Annotated in this window: 17 protein-coding genes and 1 pseudogene; 7 read left to right on the plus strand and 11 right to left on the minus strand. The window is 66.7% G+C overall.

The genetic code is table 11. From position 1 onward, the window contains the following. The 3 genes and pseudogenes from ACFV4R_RS19940 to ACFV4R_RS19950 all read right to left on the minus strand — a co-directional run. A pseudogene (locus tag ACFV4R_RS19940) lies at positions 1-446 on the minus strand (HNH endonuclease); the annotation flags it as partial. A gap of 79 nt (positions 447-525) precedes the next feature. Further along, entirely contained in the window at positions 526-1,734 is a 1,209-nt protein-coding gene (locus tag ACFV4R_RS19945) for an N-acetylglucosamine-6-phosphate deacetylase (RefSeq protein WP_377204287.1), read from the minus strand. A gap of 109 nt (positions 1,735-1,843) precedes the next feature. Then, complete coding sequence (locus ACFV4R_RS19950) at positions 1,844-3,142, minus strand: MFS transporter (protein WP_377204288.1); 1,299 nt, start codon at positions 3,140-3,142, stop codon at positions 1,844-1,846. Between the two features lie 180 nt (positions 3,143-3,322). Between ACFV4R_RS19950 and ACFV4R_RS19955 the strand changes: the two genes are divergently transcribed. Further along, entirely contained in the window at positions 3,323-4,150 is an 828-nt protein-coding gene (locus ACFV4R_RS19955; protein WP_377204289.1) for an IclR family transcriptional regulator, read from the plus strand. 117 nt (positions 4,151-4,267) lie between these two features. Here the strand turns inward: ACFV4R_RS19955 and ACFV4R_RS19960 are convergent, their stop codons facing one another. Then, complete coding sequence (locus tag ACFV4R_RS19960; RefSeq protein WP_377204290.1) at positions 4,268-5,755, minus strand: cation:dicarboxylate symporter family transporter; 1,488 nt, start codon at positions 5,753-5,755, stop codon at positions 4,268-4,270. A gap of 122 nt (positions 5,756-5,877) precedes the next feature. Further along, the gene (locus ACFV4R_RS19965) at positions 5,878-6,489 is read right to left on the minus strand and encodes a dTMP kinase (RefSeq protein WP_377204291.1); all 612 of its coding nucleotides are present in this window, start codon (positions 6,487-6,489) and stop codon (positions 5,878-5,880) included. Positions 6,490-6,648: 159 nt separating this feature from the next. Between ACFV4R_RS19965 and ACFV4R_RS19970 the strand changes: the two genes are divergently transcribed. Continuing rightward, complete coding sequence (locus ACFV4R_RS19970; RefSeq protein WP_377204292.1) at positions 6,649-6,954, plus strand: hypothetical protein; 306 nt, start codon at positions 6,649-6,651, stop codon at positions 6,952-6,954. A 1-nt stretch (position 6,955) separates the two neighbouring features. After that, a complete protein-coding gene (locus ACFV4R_RS19975; RefSeq protein ID WP_377204293.1) occupies positions 6,956-7,885 on the plus strand; it encodes a threonine/serine dehydratase in 930 nt (309 codons plus the stop codon). A 37-nt stretch (positions 7,886-7,922) separates the two neighbouring features. Here the strand turns inward: ACFV4R_RS19975 and ACFV4R_RS19980 are convergent, their stop codons facing one another. Then, entirely contained in the window at positions 7,923-8,261 is a 339-nt protein-coding gene (locus tag ACFV4R_RS19980) for a hypothetical protein (RefSeq protein ID WP_045731153.1), read from the minus strand. 154 nt (positions 8,262-8,415) lie between these two features. Here ACFV4R_RS19980 and ACFV4R_RS19985 point away from each other — a divergent pair, with 154 nt between their 5' ends. Then, positions 8,416-9,396, plus strand: a complete 981-nt coding sequence (locus ACFV4R_RS19985) for a hypothetical protein (RefSeq protein WP_377204294.1) — start codon at positions 8,416-8,418, stop codon at positions 9,394-9,396. A gap of 89 nt (positions 9,397-9,485) precedes the next feature. On the opposite strand, the gene ACFV4R_RS19990 is transcribed toward ACFV4R_RS19985, so the two are convergent. The 3 genes from ACFV4R_RS19990 to hisC all read right to left on the minus strand — a co-directional run bounded on the left by ACFV4R_RS19990 (position 9,486) and on the right by hisC (position 11,969). Continuing rightward, positions 9,486-10,127, minus strand: a complete 642-nt coding sequence (locus tag ACFV4R_RS19990) for an NADPH-dependent F420 reductase (RefSeq protein ID WP_377204295.1) — start codon at positions 10,125-10,127, stop codon at positions 9,486-9,488. Between the two features lie 70 nt (positions 10,128-10,197). Next, positions 10,198-10,878, minus strand: coding sequence for a YitT family protein (locus ACFV4R_RS19995; RefSeq protein WP_377204296.1), 681 nt, complete (start codon positions 10,876-10,878; stop codon positions 10,198-10,200). Then, positions 10,875-11,969 (minus strand): histidinol-phosphate transaminase, encoded by a 1,095-nt coding sequence (gene hisC / locus ACFV4R_RS20000; RefSeq protein ID WP_377204297.1) that lies wholly within the window; start codon positions 11,967-11,969, stop codon positions 10,875-10,877. The genes ACFV4R_RS19995 and hisC overlap by 4 nt, the downstream gene beginning before the upstream one ends. 91 nt (positions 11,970-12,060) lie before the next feature. Here hisC and ACFV4R_RS20005 point away from each other — a divergent pair, with 91 nt between their 5' ends. After that, the gene (locus ACFV4R_RS20005) at positions 12,061-12,543 is read left to right on the plus strand and encodes an Lrp/AsnC family transcriptional regulator (RefSeq protein WP_091724195.1); all 483 of its coding nucleotides are present in this window, start codon (positions 12,061-12,063) and stop codon (positions 12,541-12,543) included. Positions 12,544-12,639: 96 nt separating this feature from the next. Here ACFV4R_RS20005 and ACFV4R_RS20010 read toward each other — a convergent pair whose 3' ends face one another. After that, positions 12,640-13,542, minus strand: coding sequence for a LysR family transcriptional regulator (locus ACFV4R_RS20010; protein ID WP_377204298.1), 903 nt, complete (start codon positions 13,540-13,542; stop codon positions 12,640-12,642). Positions 13,543-13,663: 121 nt separating this feature from the next. Here ACFV4R_RS20010 and ACFV4R_RS20015 point away from each other — a divergent pair, with 121 nt between their 5' ends. Together ACFV4R_RS20015 and ACFV4R_RS20020 are read left to right on the plus strand one after the other, a co-directional pair. Next, complete coding sequence (locus ACFV4R_RS20015; protein ID WP_377204299.1) at positions 13,664-15,094, plus strand: M20 family metallopeptidase; 1,431 nt, start codon at positions 13,664-13,666, stop codon at positions 15,092-15,094. Positions 15,095-15,114: 20 nt separating this feature from the next. After that, positions 15,115-16,425, plus strand: coding sequence for an MFS transporter (locus tag ACFV4R_RS20020; protein WP_377204301.1), 1,311 nt, complete (start codon positions 15,115-15,117; stop codon positions 16,423-16,425). Between the two features lie 178 nt (positions 16,426-16,603). Here the strand turns inward: ACFV4R_RS20020 and ACFV4R_RS20025 are convergent. Then, positions 16,604-16,854 (minus strand): IS30 family transposase (locus ACFV4R_RS20025; protein ID WP_377204300.1); only part of this gene is annotated, 251 nt, incomplete at its 5' end.

Below are 16,854 nucleotides of genomic sequence, written 5' to 3' on the forward strand. Positions count from 1 at the left end.
ACCGCGTGCCGCCACGACATCACCCCTGCCGCCAGCGCACCCGCTACCGCCGGCATCGCGCAGACTTTCCGGGACTGGCTGATGAACGCTGCCGCGGCGCCCGGGCTGAGCGTCAGCACCCCGGCGAGCTCCGCGTTCGTGGACATTTCCACGAACGCCCGTTCCGACCCCGTGGCCTCCGGCGGCGTCATCGCCTCCTGGAACTCCGCGAACTCCGCCACGTCCCGTGCTTTGCCCGCCGCTACCTGGGCCTCCAACTGCTTCCACAACGCCAACCGCTGCAGCCGAAGCTCAGACTTACGCTCCAACACATCAACCGTTTCACGGGCCACGGCGTCAGGGTCGGTCCGGTCCAGCTCCGAGTCCTCCAGAAACAGCGCGTCGAGGCCAGTGATGGAGGCCTGAAGACCCTCCATCACTGCTGCTCCAACAACCGCGTTTCCCATACAGGCATCATCGCGCGAGGGTATGACATTTAGTGGCTGCCTGACTCATCACCGGGCTATCGCCAGCCGCCCGGCACCCTCACATGAGCGGGGTGACCCATTCGCCGTGCCTGAGCACCCCGGTGAGCCCAAGCCCGGAGTCAACCACCACAACGTCGGCAAGCATCCCGGCGGCAAGGTCGCCCACCTCGGACGACAGGCCGAGGACTGCCGCCGGAACACTGCTCGCCGCCAGGACCGCATCCTGCAGCGGGATCCCGGCGGCCACGGACACCCTCACCACATCCAGCAGCGTGGCCGTACCGCCGGCGATGGCACCTGTGCCGTCCACCCGTGCCACGCCCTGCTCAACGGTGACCGCCAGGCTCCCAAGCCGGTAGCCGCCGTCGTGCAGTCCCGTCGCGGCCATCGAATCGGTGACCAGTGCGACGTTCCCGGCACCCACCAGATCGAACACCAGCTTGATGGTCTCCGGCGCCACGTGGACGCCGTCGCCGATCAGTTCCACCACTGCCTGCCCGGCGCGTGCCGCGCTGAGGCTTGCGGCGACGGGACCGGGGGACCGGTGGTGCAGCGGCGGCATCGCATTGAACAGATGGGTCACCGTGGGCCGAAGCCTGCCCGTGCCGTTGGACGAACCCCGAAGTTCCAAGGCTGCCCGGTCAAGGAAAGCCGCGGCAGTGGAATGCCCGGCGGCCGTGTGCCCCAGCGACGGGATCACCCCGCGGGAGGCCAGCAGATCCAGGAGCGCGGACGCGCCCGGAAGCTCTGCGGCGAGCGTCATGGAGGCAAGGGACGTCCCGGCTGCTTCCAACAGTTGCTCCATCAGGGCGGTGTCTGGTTCCAGCAGCAAACCGGGGTGGTGGGCGCCGCATTGGGAGGACGCGAGGAAGGGCCCCTCAAGGTGGGACCCGGCAATCAAACCCTCGCCGGCCACAACCCGCAGCGCCCGTAGATTGCGCACCAGGTCCCGTGGCAACCCCGTCACCAGGCTGGCCAGCAGTGTTGTGGTGCCCCGGCTGTGGAGGTAGCGCGCCGCGGCCCGGGCGCCGTCCACAGATCCTTCCGCAAAGTCGTTTCCGTGCGCGCCATGGCAATGCAGGTCCACCAGCCCGGGGAGGAGGATGCGTCCAGCGGATGCGGGATCAGAGGCAGGCAGGGACTCTCCGGGGAAGCCCGACGCCGGACCCGCGTACGTAATGCGGCGGCCGTCCACAGCCACCACACCATCGGCGATGTCCAGGCGTCCGGTGACCACGCGCCCGCGCAGGATCAGTTTGTTGCTCACGTCGTCAGGCCTCCCGCAGCGGATTATTCCACAGCAGGATGCCCCGGCCGGTTACCGGCCGGGGCATCCTGGGTTCGGCTCAGGGACCTCGCGTCCCTGCATCCATGTGTCAGGCCACCAGTTCCGCGTCTGCCGCGACCGCAGGACGCCGCGCGGCCCTGGTGCGCAGGGCGAGCATCAGCACGGCACCGATCAGCGCGGGTGCCGCGAATGCCATGGCAGCCACGGGCACTCCGCCGCCAAAGCCCACCAGCAACGCGCCGTAGGTGGGTCCGGCGATAGCGCCAAGGCGGCCCACGGCCAAGGCCCAACCCAGGCCGGTGGCACGCGTAGCGGCAGGGTAGTACTGGGCAATGAAGTCGTTGATCATGTTCTGTGTTCCCAGTCCGCCAAAACCCGCGACGGCGGCAAGCACCGTCATGAGGGCGGCCGGCGGGTTGGTGGACATCAGCAGGAGGGCTGTCGCCGCGCTCACGAAGCCCACGATCACCAGCGGCCGTGGCCCGAACTTCTGGCTGGCCACGGACGCGAGGACGGTGCCGACGACGGCGCCCACCGAGTAGGCCAGCAGGAACGACACGGAAGAGCCGACGCCGAAACCGGCCGTCCGCATGATCTGCGGGAGCCAGGTGCTGACGCCGAAGATCGTCAGAAGGCTCAGGACGGTGATGGCCCACAACAGGACCGTGGTCCGGGCCGTCCCTTCGGCGAACAGGGCACGCGTGGGCGAGATGCTGGCGGATGAGATGGGGGCGGCAGCGCTGCCGGGCAGCCCGTACGCGGCTTCGAGCCTGTCCGCCTCAGCGGTGCGGAGCTGGGTGCGGAGGAACGACGGCGACTCCGGCAGCAGGAACCAGGCGAACGGGACGATCAACAGGCCGGCAGCGCCGATGGCGTACACCGGACGGAAGCCGCTTCCCTCCAAGAGGGCCAGCGAACTGAGGGATGCCACCACGGTTCCCACGGCCGGGCCCGTCAGCACGGCGCCGAGCACCAGCGATTTCTTGCCGGGCGGGGCGAACTCGTTGGTGAGCGCTACCGCCGTCGGGAGCAAACCGCCCACGCCGAAGCAGGCGATGAAGCGGAACACGGCAAAAAGCTCCCAGCTCGGCGCCGCGGCGCAGGCCAGCATGGCCAGCGAGAAGAGGGCGAGGGCGCTGACAAAGATGCGCCGCCGGCCCAGCCTGTCCGTCAGCGTGCCGACGATCAGGGAGCCAAGCAGCATCCCCACCAGCGCAATGGAGCCCACCGCGCCAGCGGCGGCGGGGGTGACGTTGAACGGGGGATGTCCGATCAGGCCGGGGAGGGTGGCGCCGTAGACGTAGAGGTCGTAGCCGTCCGCGAGCAGGCCAAGCCAGCACAGTACGAAGATGACGGCCAGGGATTTCCTTGGGGCATTGGAGTTCATCGTTGATTCCAATCGGATAAGACGCCAGGCAGTCCCCGGCGGGTCGTCCATCAGCTTGCCTGCCGGTGGGCGCCGCCGAAATCGTACTTTTCACTGAGTGAAAATGCACTTTGTGTCGCGGGCCACAAAGTCGAGCCTTGAAGAAGGAAAGGGCGTCAATCAAGGGTGAAGGGAGGCCGCGTGGCGGGAGCGGGAAATGCAGCGGGGTCCGTTCCTGGGGTTCCCGGGCAGCCCGTGGTGGTCCGCGCGCTCAGCCTGCTGGCCCAGTTCACCGAACAGCGACGGGCACTGAACCTGTCCGAGCTATCCCGCCTCGCGGACCTGGCCCCCGCCACCGCATTGCGCATGGTGCGCCACCTGACGGAATGGGGAGCGCTGGAAAAGCTGGAGGACGGGCGCTATGTGGTGGGAGTGCGGCTTTGGGAGATTGCCTCGCTGTCGCCCCGCGGCCACGGCGTCCGGCAGATCGCCCTGCCCTACCTCGAGGACCTTTACGAAGTGACCCGCCACCATGTGCTCCTTGCCGTTCGCGAAGGCCACGAAGCCGTCCTGATCGACAGGCTCTCCTCGCGCACCGCCACCGAAGTCGCGTACCGGGTAGGTGGCCGGATGCCCCTGTCCACCACCGCCGTCGGGCAGATCCTCTTGGCGTTCGCCGCCCCGGACGTGCAGGCAGTACTGCTGGCGCAGCCGGAAGCGCAGGACGTCGGGCCAGGCAGGATTCTCGCCAAGGACCTGCGTGCCCTGCGTGCCCTGCTGGCCGAGGTCAAGCAGGCGGGCGCCGCCGTCGTAAGGCGTACCCATCCATCGCAGACGGTATCCGTAGCGGCACCCATCCGGGGTGCCGGCGGCGACGTTGTGGCGGCGCTGTCCATCGTGGTGCCCGATGCCGCCACCCAAGCGCATGAACTGGTGCCGCTGGTGCGCGCCTCTGCGCTCGCCATTTCCCGGAGCCTGGGGCACCAGGGCAAAGCCAGTGGCGCGTGGCGACATCCGGCGGCGCGATAGCGGACGGGGCGCTACGGGCGACGGCGCACAGGACAACCGGCGCACAGGACAGACGGCGCATGAGGCAGGCGGGCAGGACCTGATGGTCCTGCCCGCCTGCCGCCGCGCTGGGAATACTTAGTCCGGGCTGTTGTCTGTGCCGGCGCGCGTTGACTTGCTCATCTGGAACCGCGGAATATCGCCGGGATTCGGGCCGCCGCGGAACTTGGGCGACGGTTCCTGGCCCTCGCTGATCCGCTGCAGCTCCTGGTCCTGGAAGTCTTCTTCCTTTCCGAGCATCACCGCGGAGTCGTGGTTGGTGATCTCGCCCTTGAAGGCCCGGACCATGACGCTGCGGTCAAACTGGCCTTCCCATTTGGAGACCACAAAGGTGGCTACGCAGTTGCCCAGAAGGTTGACCACCACGCGCATGGAGTCCATCAGCCGGTCCGCACCGAGCAGGAGCGCCACGCCGGCCACCGGGAAGATCCCCAGCGCTGCGGCCGTGGCGGAGAGCGCCAGGAAGGACGAGCCCGGCACGCCCGCCATGCCCTTGGACGTGAGCAGCAGGACGCCCAGGGCGGCGAGCTGCTGGCCGAGGTCCAGGTTGTGGCCGAAGGCCTGGGCCAGGAAGAGCAGCGAAATCGAGAGGTAGATGGCTGCGCCGTCGAGGTTGAAGGAGTATCCGGTGGGTACCACCAGTCCGGTGGTGGCACGGGAGCAGCCGGCGTTGGTCAGCTTGGTCATGATCCGGGGCATGACAGCTTCGGTGGAGGCAGTGCCGAGGGCCAGGAGGAATTCCTCGCGCGTGTATTTGAGGAATTGCCACAGCGGCACGCGGGCGGTGATCCAGGCGACGGCGAAGAGCAGGCCGATGAAGACGACGGCGGCTCCGTAGCAGGCGGCTATCAGGACGGCGTAGGTGCTGAGCGTGCTGAGGCCGTACTGGCCGATGATGAAGGCCATGGCGCCGAAGGCACCGATGGGTGCCACCTTCATGATCCAGGACATGATCTTGAAGATCAGTTCCAGGACGGTTTCCATGAGGCTGATGACCGGCATGCACCGTTCGCGGCCGATGACCACAATGGCTGCGCCGAAGAACACCGAGAAGAACAGGACCTGCAGGAGGCTGTTGCTGGCGAAGGCCCCGATCACGCTGGCGGGGATGACGTCCAGGATGAAGGATGCCGCGTCCTTGGGTGCTGCAGAGCCGGTTTTGGCGTCCAGGTCCGCCTGCGACAGGGTGGCCGGGTCAATGTTCAGGCCAGCGCCGGGCTGGACCAGGTTTCCCACGACCAGGCCGAAGAGCAGTGCAAACAGGGTGGCCGCTGTGAAATAGACCAGGGCCTTGACCCCGACCCTTCCAACCGCTTTGACGTCGCCTACGGCCGAAATACCGGTGACGATCACCAGGAAGATCAGCGGCGCGATGATCATCTTGATGAGTTTGATGAAGCCATCTCCGAGCGGCCTCAGCTGTGATCCGAGGTCCGGCCAGAAATGCCCTATGAGGACACCTGCCACGACGGCGATCAGAATCTGGAAGAAGAGCGACTTGTACAGCGGCTTCCTCTTCGCGGGCACCGAACTCGCCTTCAGTGCCTCAGGGTTGGGGATCTTCATTGACCTTTGCCTCTTCGATTCGGGAACAGCCCGGGGACGCCCGGGGCTTAGGGCAAAAGTAACCCCGGTCACATCAATTCCGCAAGGGGAAAATCCATTTCCACAATGCGAAATGCCTAAATTCAGTTTGTGACTGCTGCGCCCTCCCCGGAACCGTCCGGCCAGCCGGGAAGTGAGTCCACAGCGTCCAGCACGCGTTGTGCCAGTTCAGCGGCGGGAAGGGAGGCATCCACCTGGATGAAGCCGCCGAATTCCGGCAGCCCCGCGTAGGCATCCCGGAACGCGGACAGGTCCGCAAGGGTTTCGGAATCGGTTCCGCGCGCTGCGATTCGGCGGTGCGCTTCGGCCGGGTCCAGAGCCAGGTGTACGACGGCGGCAGGCTGGGGAAGTGCCGCGAGCAGCCAGGGCAGGAAGCGCCCCCGCGGCAGTCCCTTAGTGGTGCGCAGGGCAAGCTGGCAATGGAGGTGGCGGTCCATGACCACCACGCCATCGAAGCTGCGGGCCCGGAGATGGGACACCAGCACGTTGGAGACCCGCAGGAGTGTTTCGGCAGCGTCCGCGGCCTTTGCTGGCAGTTGCACGCCCCACCGGGCAGCCAGGACGGACATGGTGCGCCGGCCCGCATGGTTGCTTAGCAGCAACGCCTTGCCGCCGCGTGACCGGACAGCCTGCACCAGGGCGCGGGCCGCCGTCGACTTGCCCGAACCGTCGATGCCGGTGAGAACGATGATCATGTGGCCTCCTTCCGCCACCTCCTACAACGCGGGCCGGCCGGCCAACGTCCCGGTTGAGGCCGAACTCACAGGAAGCGCGGCAGAAAGTAGGCTGGGACTCGCGGAGTGCTTCCCCGGAACCGCCCGCAGGACCAGCCAGCAACAACGGAAGGCAGGATCATGACCACACCGAACGATGAGCCCCGCAACACGGCGGACCTCCGTGGACCCGGCGACCCTGACGAAGCCCGGGACAACGCGGAACAGGTCACCGAAGCCCCGCAAAGCGGCCAGCACCCGGAGCAGCCCCACGCGGCCAACATCCGGGAAGAGCAGCAGGCCCACGCTGCCGGGACCGTACCGGCGTCTTACGTGGGAAGCGGCGAGTCTACCGGCGGCGAGGCTGCAGAGCCTGCGGACGGCGGGCAGGAGCGCAAGCCTGAGGAAGCGCTGAAGGATCCCGGGACCTGGGACGACGACGTCTAGGATGATCAGCCGTACAGATGTGGACGAGGCCGCCCGGCGGATTGCCGGCCTCACCCGGTTGACGCCCGTGCTGGAGGCAGACCGCGGCCAGTACCCGGGCCCGGTCTGGTTCAAGTGCGAATTCCTGCAGCACACCGGAAGTTTCAAGGCACGCGGTGCCCTGAACCGGATTTTGGCCAGCCAGGAACGCGGGGAACTGACTCCGGCCGGCATCGTGGTGGCTTCGGGCGGTAATGCCGGGCTGGCCAACGCCTACGCAGCCGCCCGGCTGGGAGTGCCTGCAACGGTCTTCGTCCCCGCCGCGGCACCCGCCGTCAAGGTCGCCAAGCTCAAGGACATCGGTGCCGCCGTCGTGCAGGGCGGCGCTGAATACGCGGTGGCTTATGAGGCAGCGGTGGCGCATGCTGCCGAGTCCGGCGCGGTGTACTGCCACGCATATGACCAGCCGGAGATCGCGGCCGGCGCGGGAACGGTGGGCTTGGAACTGCTGGACCAGGTGCCAGGCGTGGACACGGTCCTGGTGGCCGTGGGCGGTGGGGGACTGATGGCCGGCATCGCCGCGGCCGTGGAAGGGCACGCCAAGGTGGTGGCAGTGGAGCCAGAAGGCGCACCCACCCTTCACGCTGCGCTGCGTGCGGGGAGCCCGGTGGACGTGGCGGTGTCAGGTGTCGCGGCGGACTCGCTGGGTGCCCGCAGTGTTGGCGCCATCGGCTTCGCGGTGGCGGTCCGCGCCGGCGTCGAAAGCGTCCTGGTGACGGATGCGGACATCATCGCCGCCCGGAGCGCGCTCTGGGACGGCTACCGCATCGTGGTGGAGCACGGCGCAGCGGCTGCCTACGCCGCCCTGCTGTCCGGCGCGTATGTGCCGGGACCGGGCGAACGCGTTGCCGTGGTCCTGTGCGGCGCCAACACGGACCCGGCCACTCTCTAGGCGGCCGGATCCGCCGCGCAGCTAACCGCCGCGCCGGTTAGCTGCAGAAGCGGCTGTACGTGCCGCTGGCCTGCTCGTAACCGGACTGGAGCTCGGCCAGCTTGGCCTCGTCCGGGGTTTCCTTCGCCTGCTCATCCGTGTACTCCAGGATGGACTGCAGCGCGGGCTTCAGGTCATCCGAGGCAACCGCGTGGATGGGGCGGATCTGGTTGGCCAGGCGGTTCATGCCCGTCTTGCCGGCACCGTTGGCGGGGTTCGACACAACGGACTGAATACGCTCGCAGGTTTCGGTGGTGGAAAGCTGGTGGGAAGCGGAGCAGGCCGTGGCGGAGGCAAGGAGGCCTGCGGCGAACAGGACTGTGGCGAGTTTCTTCATGGATCCCTCAGTAGTCGATTGAGGGTTCGATTGTAAGCAGAATGGGGGCTTCGATGCCTTGGCGGGCATGACGCAGGCGCTTAAAATTACTAGACCATCGTGCGGAGCTGCCGCAGATTGGCCCCGCGCATCACCCGCCAACTAAGGATCCAGCATGCGCCGAACAGCACATCGCCGCACCGCCGCAGGACTCATCGCCCTCTTCGCGCTGCTTGCGCCATCCGCCGTCCCCGCCTCGGCCTCGCCGCCTTCCGGCGACGTCATAGTGCTCGACGGCGCCAGTTCCGCCGAGGGCATCGCCGAGGGCCGCGGGACTACTTTCTACGCCGGCGAGCTGATGACCGGTGACATTTTCAAAGGCGACATCCGTGACGGGAAGGCAGAACGATTCATCGACGTCTCCACCTTCGACTCAAACCCCCGGATGGCTGTGGGACTCAAGTATGACGAGCGCACCAACCTGCTCTTCGTGGCGGGCGGCGGTACCGGCAAGGCCTTCATCTATAACGCGAGGACCGGCAAGGACGCCGGCGCCGTTGACCTGGCGCCGGGCTTCATCAACGACGTCACCGTCACCAAAGACGGCGCATGGTTCACCAACTCCAAGCGCCCGGAACTGTACTTCGTCCCCGTCAACCGCTCGGGAAAGCTGGGAAAGGTGGAAACGAGGACCCTCAATGATCCGACAATCGCCCTGTCTGATCCGGCAAACCAGTTCGGGCTCAACGGCGTTGCATCGGCCAAGGGCGGGAAGGTCCTGATCGTTGCCCACACCTTCAACGAGGCCGTTTACACCGTGGATCCCGAGACCGGCGACACCGCGAAGATCGGCACTCCGGCGCTGCCCTACGTTGACGGCATCCTGGTGAAGGGCCGTACCCTGTGGGCCGTCCAGAACCAGCAGAACAAGATTGCCCGCATCAAGCTGTCCGGCGATCTTTCATCCGGCAAGCTCAAGGAAGAGATCACCAGCAAGAACTTTGTCGTCCCCACCACCGTGGCCAGGTTCGGCGATACCCTCGCCGCGGTAAACGCGAAGTTCAACAAGATGCCGCCGCCCACGCAGTATGAGGTGGTGCTGGTCCCTGCCCGCAGCCACGATCACGACAGCAGCCACGATCAGGACGAGGACTGACAAGGCCCTGGCTGGCAGCAAGCCGTCGCTAAAACCGGGTTTCGCGACGGCTGCTGCCAGCCAGTTGGGGGCCGTTCGGGCCAGAGTGCTCAGATCGTGCGAGGTGCCTTCGCCAGGTTGTCCTTCAGTTCGGACGCGTTCTGCCGCTTCACGTAGGCCGGCCGGTCGCGCTCAACACGCCAGCTTTCCTCCAGCGGGCCGGCATTGACGGTGTCGAAGCCGAATTCGTCGTACAGGTTCGTCACCAGTTCGGCGGCCTCCGGGTAGTCGCTGGCGGTGGCCAGGGCGCGGCGGTTCTCCGTGCCTGAAGGGGTGCCGTCCGTGGTGATGTCCTTGGCCATGATGTGGTTGAAGCCCTTGGCCACCTTTGACTGGGGCAGGTGTTCCTGCAGCAGGCCGGAGGTGGTGGCTTCGCCGTTGTCCAGGGCCGGGACGCGGCCGTCGCGCTCCCAGTAATAGTTGTTGGTGTCGATGACGATCTTGCCTGCCAGCGGTTCCGCCGGAACGTCCTTGTAATTCTTCAGCGGCACCGTGACCACGGCGAAGTCGCCGGCTGCGGCCGCCTCAGCTGCGGTTGCGGCCCGCGCCTTCGGGCCGAGCTCTGCCACGAGGTCCGTAAGGGTTTCCGGTCCACGCGAGTTGCTGATGACTACGTCGTAGCCCAGCTCCACCGCCTTCCGGGCAACCTGGCTTCCAATATGTCCTGCACCGATGATTCCGATTGTTGTCATGTTGGCGGCAACAGCGGCATCAACAAAGTTATTTCAGGCAACCTTCGGGAATAAAACGGCGGGGAAGCAGCTACTTTCCCAGGTACCGTCCCGGCCGGTGGTTCAGCGCCAGGATGAGGTTCAGCAGGGTGGCGCCGGCTGCGGAGAGAAGCACCATCAGCGGGGACACCAGGGCCAGCGCCGCCAGCACGATGGCCACGTCCAGCGCCATCTGCACATACCCGGCCCGCCATTTCAGCTTGTCCTGCAGCAGCAGCGCCAGGATGTTGAAGCCGCCCAGGCTGGACTGGTGCCGGAACAGGATCAGCAGTCCCACGCCGGCCAGCAGGTTCCCGGCTGCAACGCCGTAGGCAGGGTCCAAATCCAGGGAACCGAAGGCCCACGGATGCAGGCTGGCCATCACCGAGACCAGCGCGATGGCCGCTCCGGTGCGCAGGGCGAAATTCCAGCCTTTCTTCCAGATGGCGAGGCCGAAGAACGGCAAATTGACCGCCGTGAAGATGACTCCGAACGGCAACGGAACGGTGTAGCTGAGCAGCAGGGCCAGCCCCGCGGTGCCGCCCGTCACGGCCTCGCTGGACTTGAGCAGGAACAGGCCCAGCGACGCGGCGAACATACCCGTGAGGATGCCCAGGACGTCCTCAACCACTGAATGGCGGACGGCCGACGGCGGCACGGCGGGCGCCGTCGTCGTACCTTGCCCGGGCGTTGCGTCAGCCGGGGCCGGGGTGGGGAGTGTTGAGGTACTCACTGGGCGGCGAACCGTTCCCGGTGGGCGAGGACAGCGAGCACGCGATCGTTCGTTGCCCGGTCCGCGAGGCTGATCCGCACACCGTCGCCGGCGTAGCCGCGGGCCAGGATGTGGGCCGCGGACAACTCGTCCAGGAGCTGACCGCGCAGTTCGTCGGAGGCGCGGAGCCAGTAGAAGTTGGCCTGGCTGTCGGGGACGTCCCAGCCGGATTCCCGCAGGCTTTCGATCACGCGGGTGCGTTCCTTCGCCACGGCGTCGGTGCGGGCGGCAAGCTCGTCCGTGGCTGCCAGGGAAGCGATGGCCGCAGCCTGGGCCATGCGGTTCACGCCGAACGGAATAGCCGTGCGGCGCAGGCCGTCAGCCACTGACGGGCGGGCGATGGCATAGCCGATCCGCAGCCCTGCCAGCCCGTAGGCCTTGGAGAAGGTGCGCAGGATGCACAGGTTGGGATACCTGCGGTAGAACGCCAGCGAATCCAGGCCGGAGCCGCGCTGGTATTCGACATATGCCTCGTCCAGCACCACCAGGACGTGCGGCGGTACTGCCTGCAGGAACTCCTCCAGCGCATCCGCTCCGATGGACACTCCGGTGGGATTGTTGGGCGAGCAGAGGATCACCAGGCGGGTGCGGTCCGTGATGGCCGCGGCCATGGCGGGGAGGTCGTGGTGCTCGGTGTCCAGAAGCGGGACGGGCACCGGACGGGCGCCGGCCACCGTGACCAGGATGGGATAGGCCTCGAAAGACCGCCACGCGAAGACCACTTCATCACCGGCATCGCACACGGCGGAAATGATCTGCTGCAGCACGCCGGAGCTGCCGGGACCGGCGGCGATTTCATCCGCGGTGACGCCGACGTACCCGGCGATAGCCTCACGCGCGTCCACCACGCCCATGTTCGGGTACCGGTGCATGCGGGAAGCCTCGGCCGCCACCACGTCGACGACGGAGGGCAGGGGAGCGAAGTGGCTCTCGTTGGAAGCCAGGGCGGCGGTCAGTTCGGACTCGGCGCTCTTGCCGGCAACGTACGCGGGAAGTTGTGCGACGGCGGGGCGGAGCGCGGGAGCGGCCGCCTCGGGAAGGGTGCTGGTCATGCCAGCATCGTGAGGCAAATTCGGGCGTCTGCGCAACACAGCCGATTCCGGCAGGACAGATCCAGATTGTCTGGTGTCGTTTGGTGGCAAAATGCTCACTATGCATCGCATCGACGCCCTGGACGCAGAGATCCTCCTCACACTCGACCGGGACCCGCAGGCCACGGTCCTTTCGCTGTCCCGGTCGCTGGGCGTGGCCCGCAACACCGTCCACGCGAGGCTGCGGCGGCTGGTGAACGACGGCAGCCTGGCGCCGTTCAGCCAGCGGGTCCGCACCGAGGCCCTGGGGTTGCCGCTGATCGCGTTCATCTCGATCTCCATCAGCCAGTCCGCCAGCGACGAAGCCACGGCGGCGCTGCGGACCGTTCCGGAAATCATCGAGATGCACGCCACCACCGGAGACGCGGACCTGCTCGCGAAAGTGGCGGCGAAGGACCCCGCCGATCTGCACAGGGTGACCAACGCGATGCTGGCGATCGCCGGCGTCGTACGCACCAGCACGGCAATGTCCCTGGTGGAGGTCATGCCCACCCGGACGCTGCCCCTCCTCGAGGCGGTGGCCCACCCCAAGTAGCCCCCTGCGACGCGCGCTCACTTGTGGTGCCTATGCCGCCGACGCGCGCTCACTTGTGGTGCCTATGCCGCCGACGCGTGCTCACTGGCGCCGTGGTCAGGCGAGCAGCTCCAGGGCGTCGATGAGCGCATCCACGAAGGCCGTGAGGATGGCGGGCTGGGTGCGGCCGGTCATGGTCTGGATCTGCCCGTGCCGCTGCCGTAACACCGGATGGTCCAGATGAACCGTCACCAGTTCCTCGCGGTCCCGCCGGTCCAAGGACAGGCCGCCCACCAGGGAAACGCCGACGCCGGACCGGGCGAACTGGATCACCGGGTTGATGTGGTCCGACTGGAGCGTGATGGACGGGGTGAGGCCCTCGATCTGCATGGCGAGGTCGAACAGCTCCCGCTGGCTTGACCCGGGCGCCGTGACGGCCAGCTTGTAGCGGCACAGGTCTTTCAGGGTGGTGGTCTGCTGCGCGGCGAGCGGGTGATCCGGGGATACCAGCGCGAAGGCCACAGGCGTTGGCGTGGAGTGCTCCACGGTCACCTTTGACTGCGGCCCCAGCGAGAACACCACGGCGACGTCGGCCTCGCCCTCCGCCACGCGGCGGGTCCCTTCGGAGGAGGAGACGACGTCGAGGTGGAATTCGACGTCGTCATGCTGGCGGCTGAGGCCGGCAATCGCCGAGGGGACCCACACCCTGGCGAAGCCTTCCGCGCAGGCCACCCGCAGGGTCCTCGTCTTCCGCTGCATGGAGACCAGAAGTTCCTCCCGGACCGCGGCACCTTCCGCCTCTGCCCGCCGCACATAAGCCAGCAGGAGCCTTCCCGCCTCCGTCAGTTCCACGCCCCGGGCATGCCGGTGGAACAGCGGCATCCCCAGCGAGGATTCCAGCTTGTTGATCTGGCGGCTGATGGCGGATGCGGACACGTGCAGCTTTGTTGCGGCCTCCGTGAGCGTGCCTTCCTGCGCCACGGCGTCAAAGTACAGCAGTGCCGGAGTCAGCATGTTCATGCCCGCGGTCCGACGCAGAGGTTTGCATTCAAGTCAACTCTCATCGACAAAACGATACTGGTTGTTTGCGCCCGGGACACTTAACTTTGGACTCAGGCCATACGAGCAAAGGAAGTACAGAATGCAGGAACGCAAGGAAATCTTGGCTGCAGCGGCGGAGTTTGTAGACTCCGGCCTCTTCCAAGAGGATTTGGCCCGGCTGGTTTCCTACCCGACGGAGAGCTTCAGCCCGCAGGGGCGCGTTGCACTGAAGTCATACCTTGACGACGTCATTGAGCCCGCTTTCCAGGCGATGGGCTGCACCGTAGACCGGTTCGACTCCTGGCGGGGCGGCGCCAACTCCTTCCTGGTGGCCACCCGGCACGAGGATCCTGAGCTGCCCACCGTTCTTTGCTATGGCCACGCCGACGTCACCGATGGCCAGGCCGGTGAATGGAGCGCCGGCCGCAGCCCCTGGACGCTCAGCGACGAGGGAGACCGCTGGTACGGCCGCGGCGCCGCCGACAACAAGGGCCAGCACTGGATTAATATCGTTTCGCTCCGGCTGCTGCTTGAACAGCAGGGCCGCCTCGGCTTTAACCTCGTGTTCCTGTTGGAGGGAGCGGAGGAGATCGGCTCCCCGGACCTCGCCGACTTTGCCGCCGAGCACCAGGACCTGCTCCGGGCCGACGTCTTCATCGGCTCCGACGGCCCGCGCCTCGCCGCCGGAAGCCCCACGGTGTTCCTGGGTGCACGCGGCGGTGTCAGCTTCGAACTGCTTGCCGATCTCCGCGCCGGCTCGTACCACTCAGGAAACTGGGGCGGGCTCCTGCGGAACCCGGCCACCACGGTGGCGGCCGCCGTCGGGTCCCTGGTGGACGGGCACGGCACCATCCAGCTGCCCGAACTGCTCCCGGCCGGTATCCCGGACTCCGTCACCGCTGCGCTGGACGTACTGGACCTGCTGCCGAATCCCGGCGACCCCCAGACGGACCCGGCCTGGGGAGACCAGAACCTCAGCCCGGCCGAGCGCCTCTACGCCTGGAACACCCTCGAGGTGCTGGCACTGGGAGCGGGCAACCCGGACAAGCCAGTCAACGCCATTCCCGGGACTGCCCGGGCCGCACTGCAGTTGCGGTTCGTGCCGGGCACGGACGTGGACAACCTTGAAGCTGCCATCCGCAAGCACCTGGACTCCGAGGGCTTCGGCATGGTGGAGCTAAAGATGGGCACCTCGTTCGCCGCCAGCCGTATCAATCCGGACAATCCCTGGGTGGCCTGGGCCGCGAATTCGCTGGCAGTGAGCACCGGCCGTGAGGCCACCGTCCTGCCCAACATTGGCGGCTCCCTTCCCAGCTACGTCTTCGCTGATGTCCTGGGCCTGCCCACCCTCTGGATCCCGCACTCCCACCCGGGGTGCCAGCAGCATGCCCCGGATGAGCACCTCCTGGTGGAGGTGGCCCGGGAAGGCCTGCAGATCGCCAGTGGCCTGTTCTTCGACCTCGCCAATTCACACAGCCCCGCGTCCACCGGCGCGGACCAGCCCTCCCTGACCGTCAGCTCCGTATCCTGAAACCTGGAGTTCCCAGGACCATTCCCCAGCAAAAGAGCCAGTCCACGGCCAGCCCCGCCGTCGACGCTCCGGACGCAGCGCCCGATTCCAGGGCAGCCACCCGGGGGATCGTTGCCGCCACCATCGGCAACGCCCTCGAATGGTTCGACATTGCCATCTACGCCCTGCTGGCCATCTACATCGGCCGGAACTTCTTCCCCAGCAGTGATCCCGGCGTCGAACTTATCCAGGCGTTTGCCGTGTTCGGCGTCTCCTACCTCATCCGTCCATTGGGCGGACTGGTGCTGGGTTCGTTCGCGGACCGCCATGGGCTGAAGAAAGGCCTGACGGTCACCATTCGGCTGATGGTCCTGGGTACCGCGTTGCTGGCCTTCATGCCGAACTACGGCACCATCGGGATCCTGGCCCCCATCGGCATTGTCCTTGCGCGGCTTATCCAGGGCTTCTCCGCCGGTGGAGAGTTCGGCGCCGCCACCGCCTACCTCATCGCACAGAACGGCAAACGCAAAGGCTTCCTGGGCAGCTTCCAGTTCGCCAGCCAGGGGCTGGGGAGCCTGATCGCAGCGATCTTCGTCGCCGTCCTGACCACCGTCCTGACCGATGCGCAGATGACCGAATGGGGCTGGCGGATTCCTTTCCTCTTCGGATTGCTGGTGGGACCGGCCGGGTTCCTGATCCGCAGGGAGATGAAGGAAGTGCCCGTCCAGCGGGGCGCTGCGGCGGAGAAGCATTCCCCCATCCGGGACGTGTTCGCCACGCAGAAGACAGGAATGCTGCTGGCCGGGGGAGCGCTGGCTGTATCCACGGCCCTGAACTTCATCCTGCAGTACATGCCCACCTTCGCCATCAAGGAACTGGGGCTCGAGCCGGGTATCTCGTTCACCTCGCTGATCATTACCGGCGTCATCCTGACCTTCGGAACACCGGTGGTGGGGCACCTCTCGGACAAGTACGGCAGGCTCAACATCATGGTGCCCACCGTGGTGGTCCTGCTGCTCGCCGTCGTACCTCTCTTCATGTGGGTCATCAGCGCGAAGTCCTTCCTGGTGCTGGCGCTGGTGATGACCATCCTTGGCCTGCTCAAGGCCGCCTATTTCGGCGCGCTGCCCTCCGTTATGTCGGATTCCTTCGACGTCAGGACCCGCGCAACGGGTTTGTCCTTCAGCTACAACACGGCCGTGGTGGCGTTCGGTGGTTTCACGCCCATGATTGCCGCGTTCCTGGTGCAACAGACGGGGCAGGCGGTGGCGCCGGGTTACTACCTGGCTGTGGTGGCCATCATCAGCCTCGTTGCACTCGCTGCCGGCGTGAAACTCCGCGGCATCCGGTAGGCTCCCGGCGCCCACCCATCTGCGGCGGGGGTCGCGCGACGCCCACACGGTGCGGCAGATTTGGGAAACACCCGCTCACCTTTCTCCATTTGGAGCAGGGGTGAGCGGGCGTTTCCGTGTAGGCCGCCAAAAGTGAGCGGGCGTTGGGGGCGAATTCAAGTGGTGGTTGCAACACGTTCTATGCTGCTGATTCTTCCAGTATTTGCTGGAGTGCTTGTGCGGGTGTTTTCCAGTCGAGGGTTTTGCGGAGGCGACCGTTGAGGCCGTCAGCGGCGTAGTCGAGGTCCTCGCGGGTGACGGTGGTCAGGTCCATGCCTTTGGGGAAGTATTGGCGCAGAAGGCCGTTGGTGTTTTCATTGGTGCCACGTTGCCAGGGTGAGTGGGGGTCGCAGAAGTAGACCTGGGCGCCGGTAGCGATCTTGACCTGGT

Source organism: Pseudarthrobacter sp. NPDC059871 (assembly GCF_042731175.1).
In the GTDB taxonomy this organism is placed as follows: domain Bacteria; phylum Actinomycetota; class Actinomycetes; order Actinomycetales; family Micrococcaceae; genus Arthrobacter.

Bases quoted from the DNA above. Each gene is read 5' to 3' on its own strand.
- ACFV4R_RS19950 (WP_377204288.1), bottom strand. From the start codon at position 3,142: ATGAACTCCAATGCCCCAAGGAAATCCCTGGCCGTCATCTTCGTACTG.
- ACFV4R_RS19960 (WP_377204290.1), bottom strand. From the start codon at position 5,755: ATGAAGATCCCCAACCCTGAGGCACTGAAGGCGAGTTCGGTGCCCGCG.
- ACFV4R_RS19965 (WP_377204291.1), bottom strand. From the start codon at position 6,489: ATGATCATCGTTCTCACCGGCATCGACGGTTCGGGCAAGTCGACGGCG.
- ACFV4R_RS19970 (WP_377204292.1), top strand. From the start codon at position 6,649: ATGACCACACCGAACGATGAGCCCCGCAACACGGCGGACCTCCGTGGA.
- ACFV4R_RS19975 (WP_377204293.1), top strand. From the start codon at position 6,956: ATGATCAGCCGTACAGATGTGGACGAGGCCGCCCGGCGGATTGCCGGC.
- ACFV4R_RS19980 (WP_045731153.1), bottom strand. From the start codon at position 8,261: ATGAAGAAACTCGCCACAGTCCTGTTCGCCGCAGGCCTCCTTGCCTCC.
- ACFV4R_RS19985 (WP_377204294.1), top strand. From the start codon at position 8,416: ATGCGCCGAACAGCACATCGCCGCACCGCCGCAGGACTCATCGCCCTC.
- ACFV4R_RS19990 (WP_377204295.1), bottom strand. From the start codon at position 10,127: ATGACAACAATCGGAATCATCGGTGCAGGACATATTGGAAGCCAGGTT.
- hisC (WP_377204297.1), bottom strand. From the start codon at position 11,969: ATGACCAGCACCCTTCCCGAGGCGGCCGCTCCCGCGCTCCGCCCCGCC.
- ACFV4R_RS20005 (WP_091724195.1), top strand. From the start codon at position 12,061: ATGCTCACTATGCATCGCATCGACGCCCTGGACGCAGAGATCCTCCTC.
- ACFV4R_RS20010 (WP_377204298.1), bottom strand. From the start codon at position 13,542: ATGAACATGCTGACTCCGGCACTGCTGTACTTTGACGCCGTGGCGCAG.
- ACFV4R_RS20015 (WP_377204299.1), top strand. From the start codon at position 13,664: ATGCAGGAACGCAAGGAAATCTTGGCTGCAGCGGCGGAGTTTGTAGAC.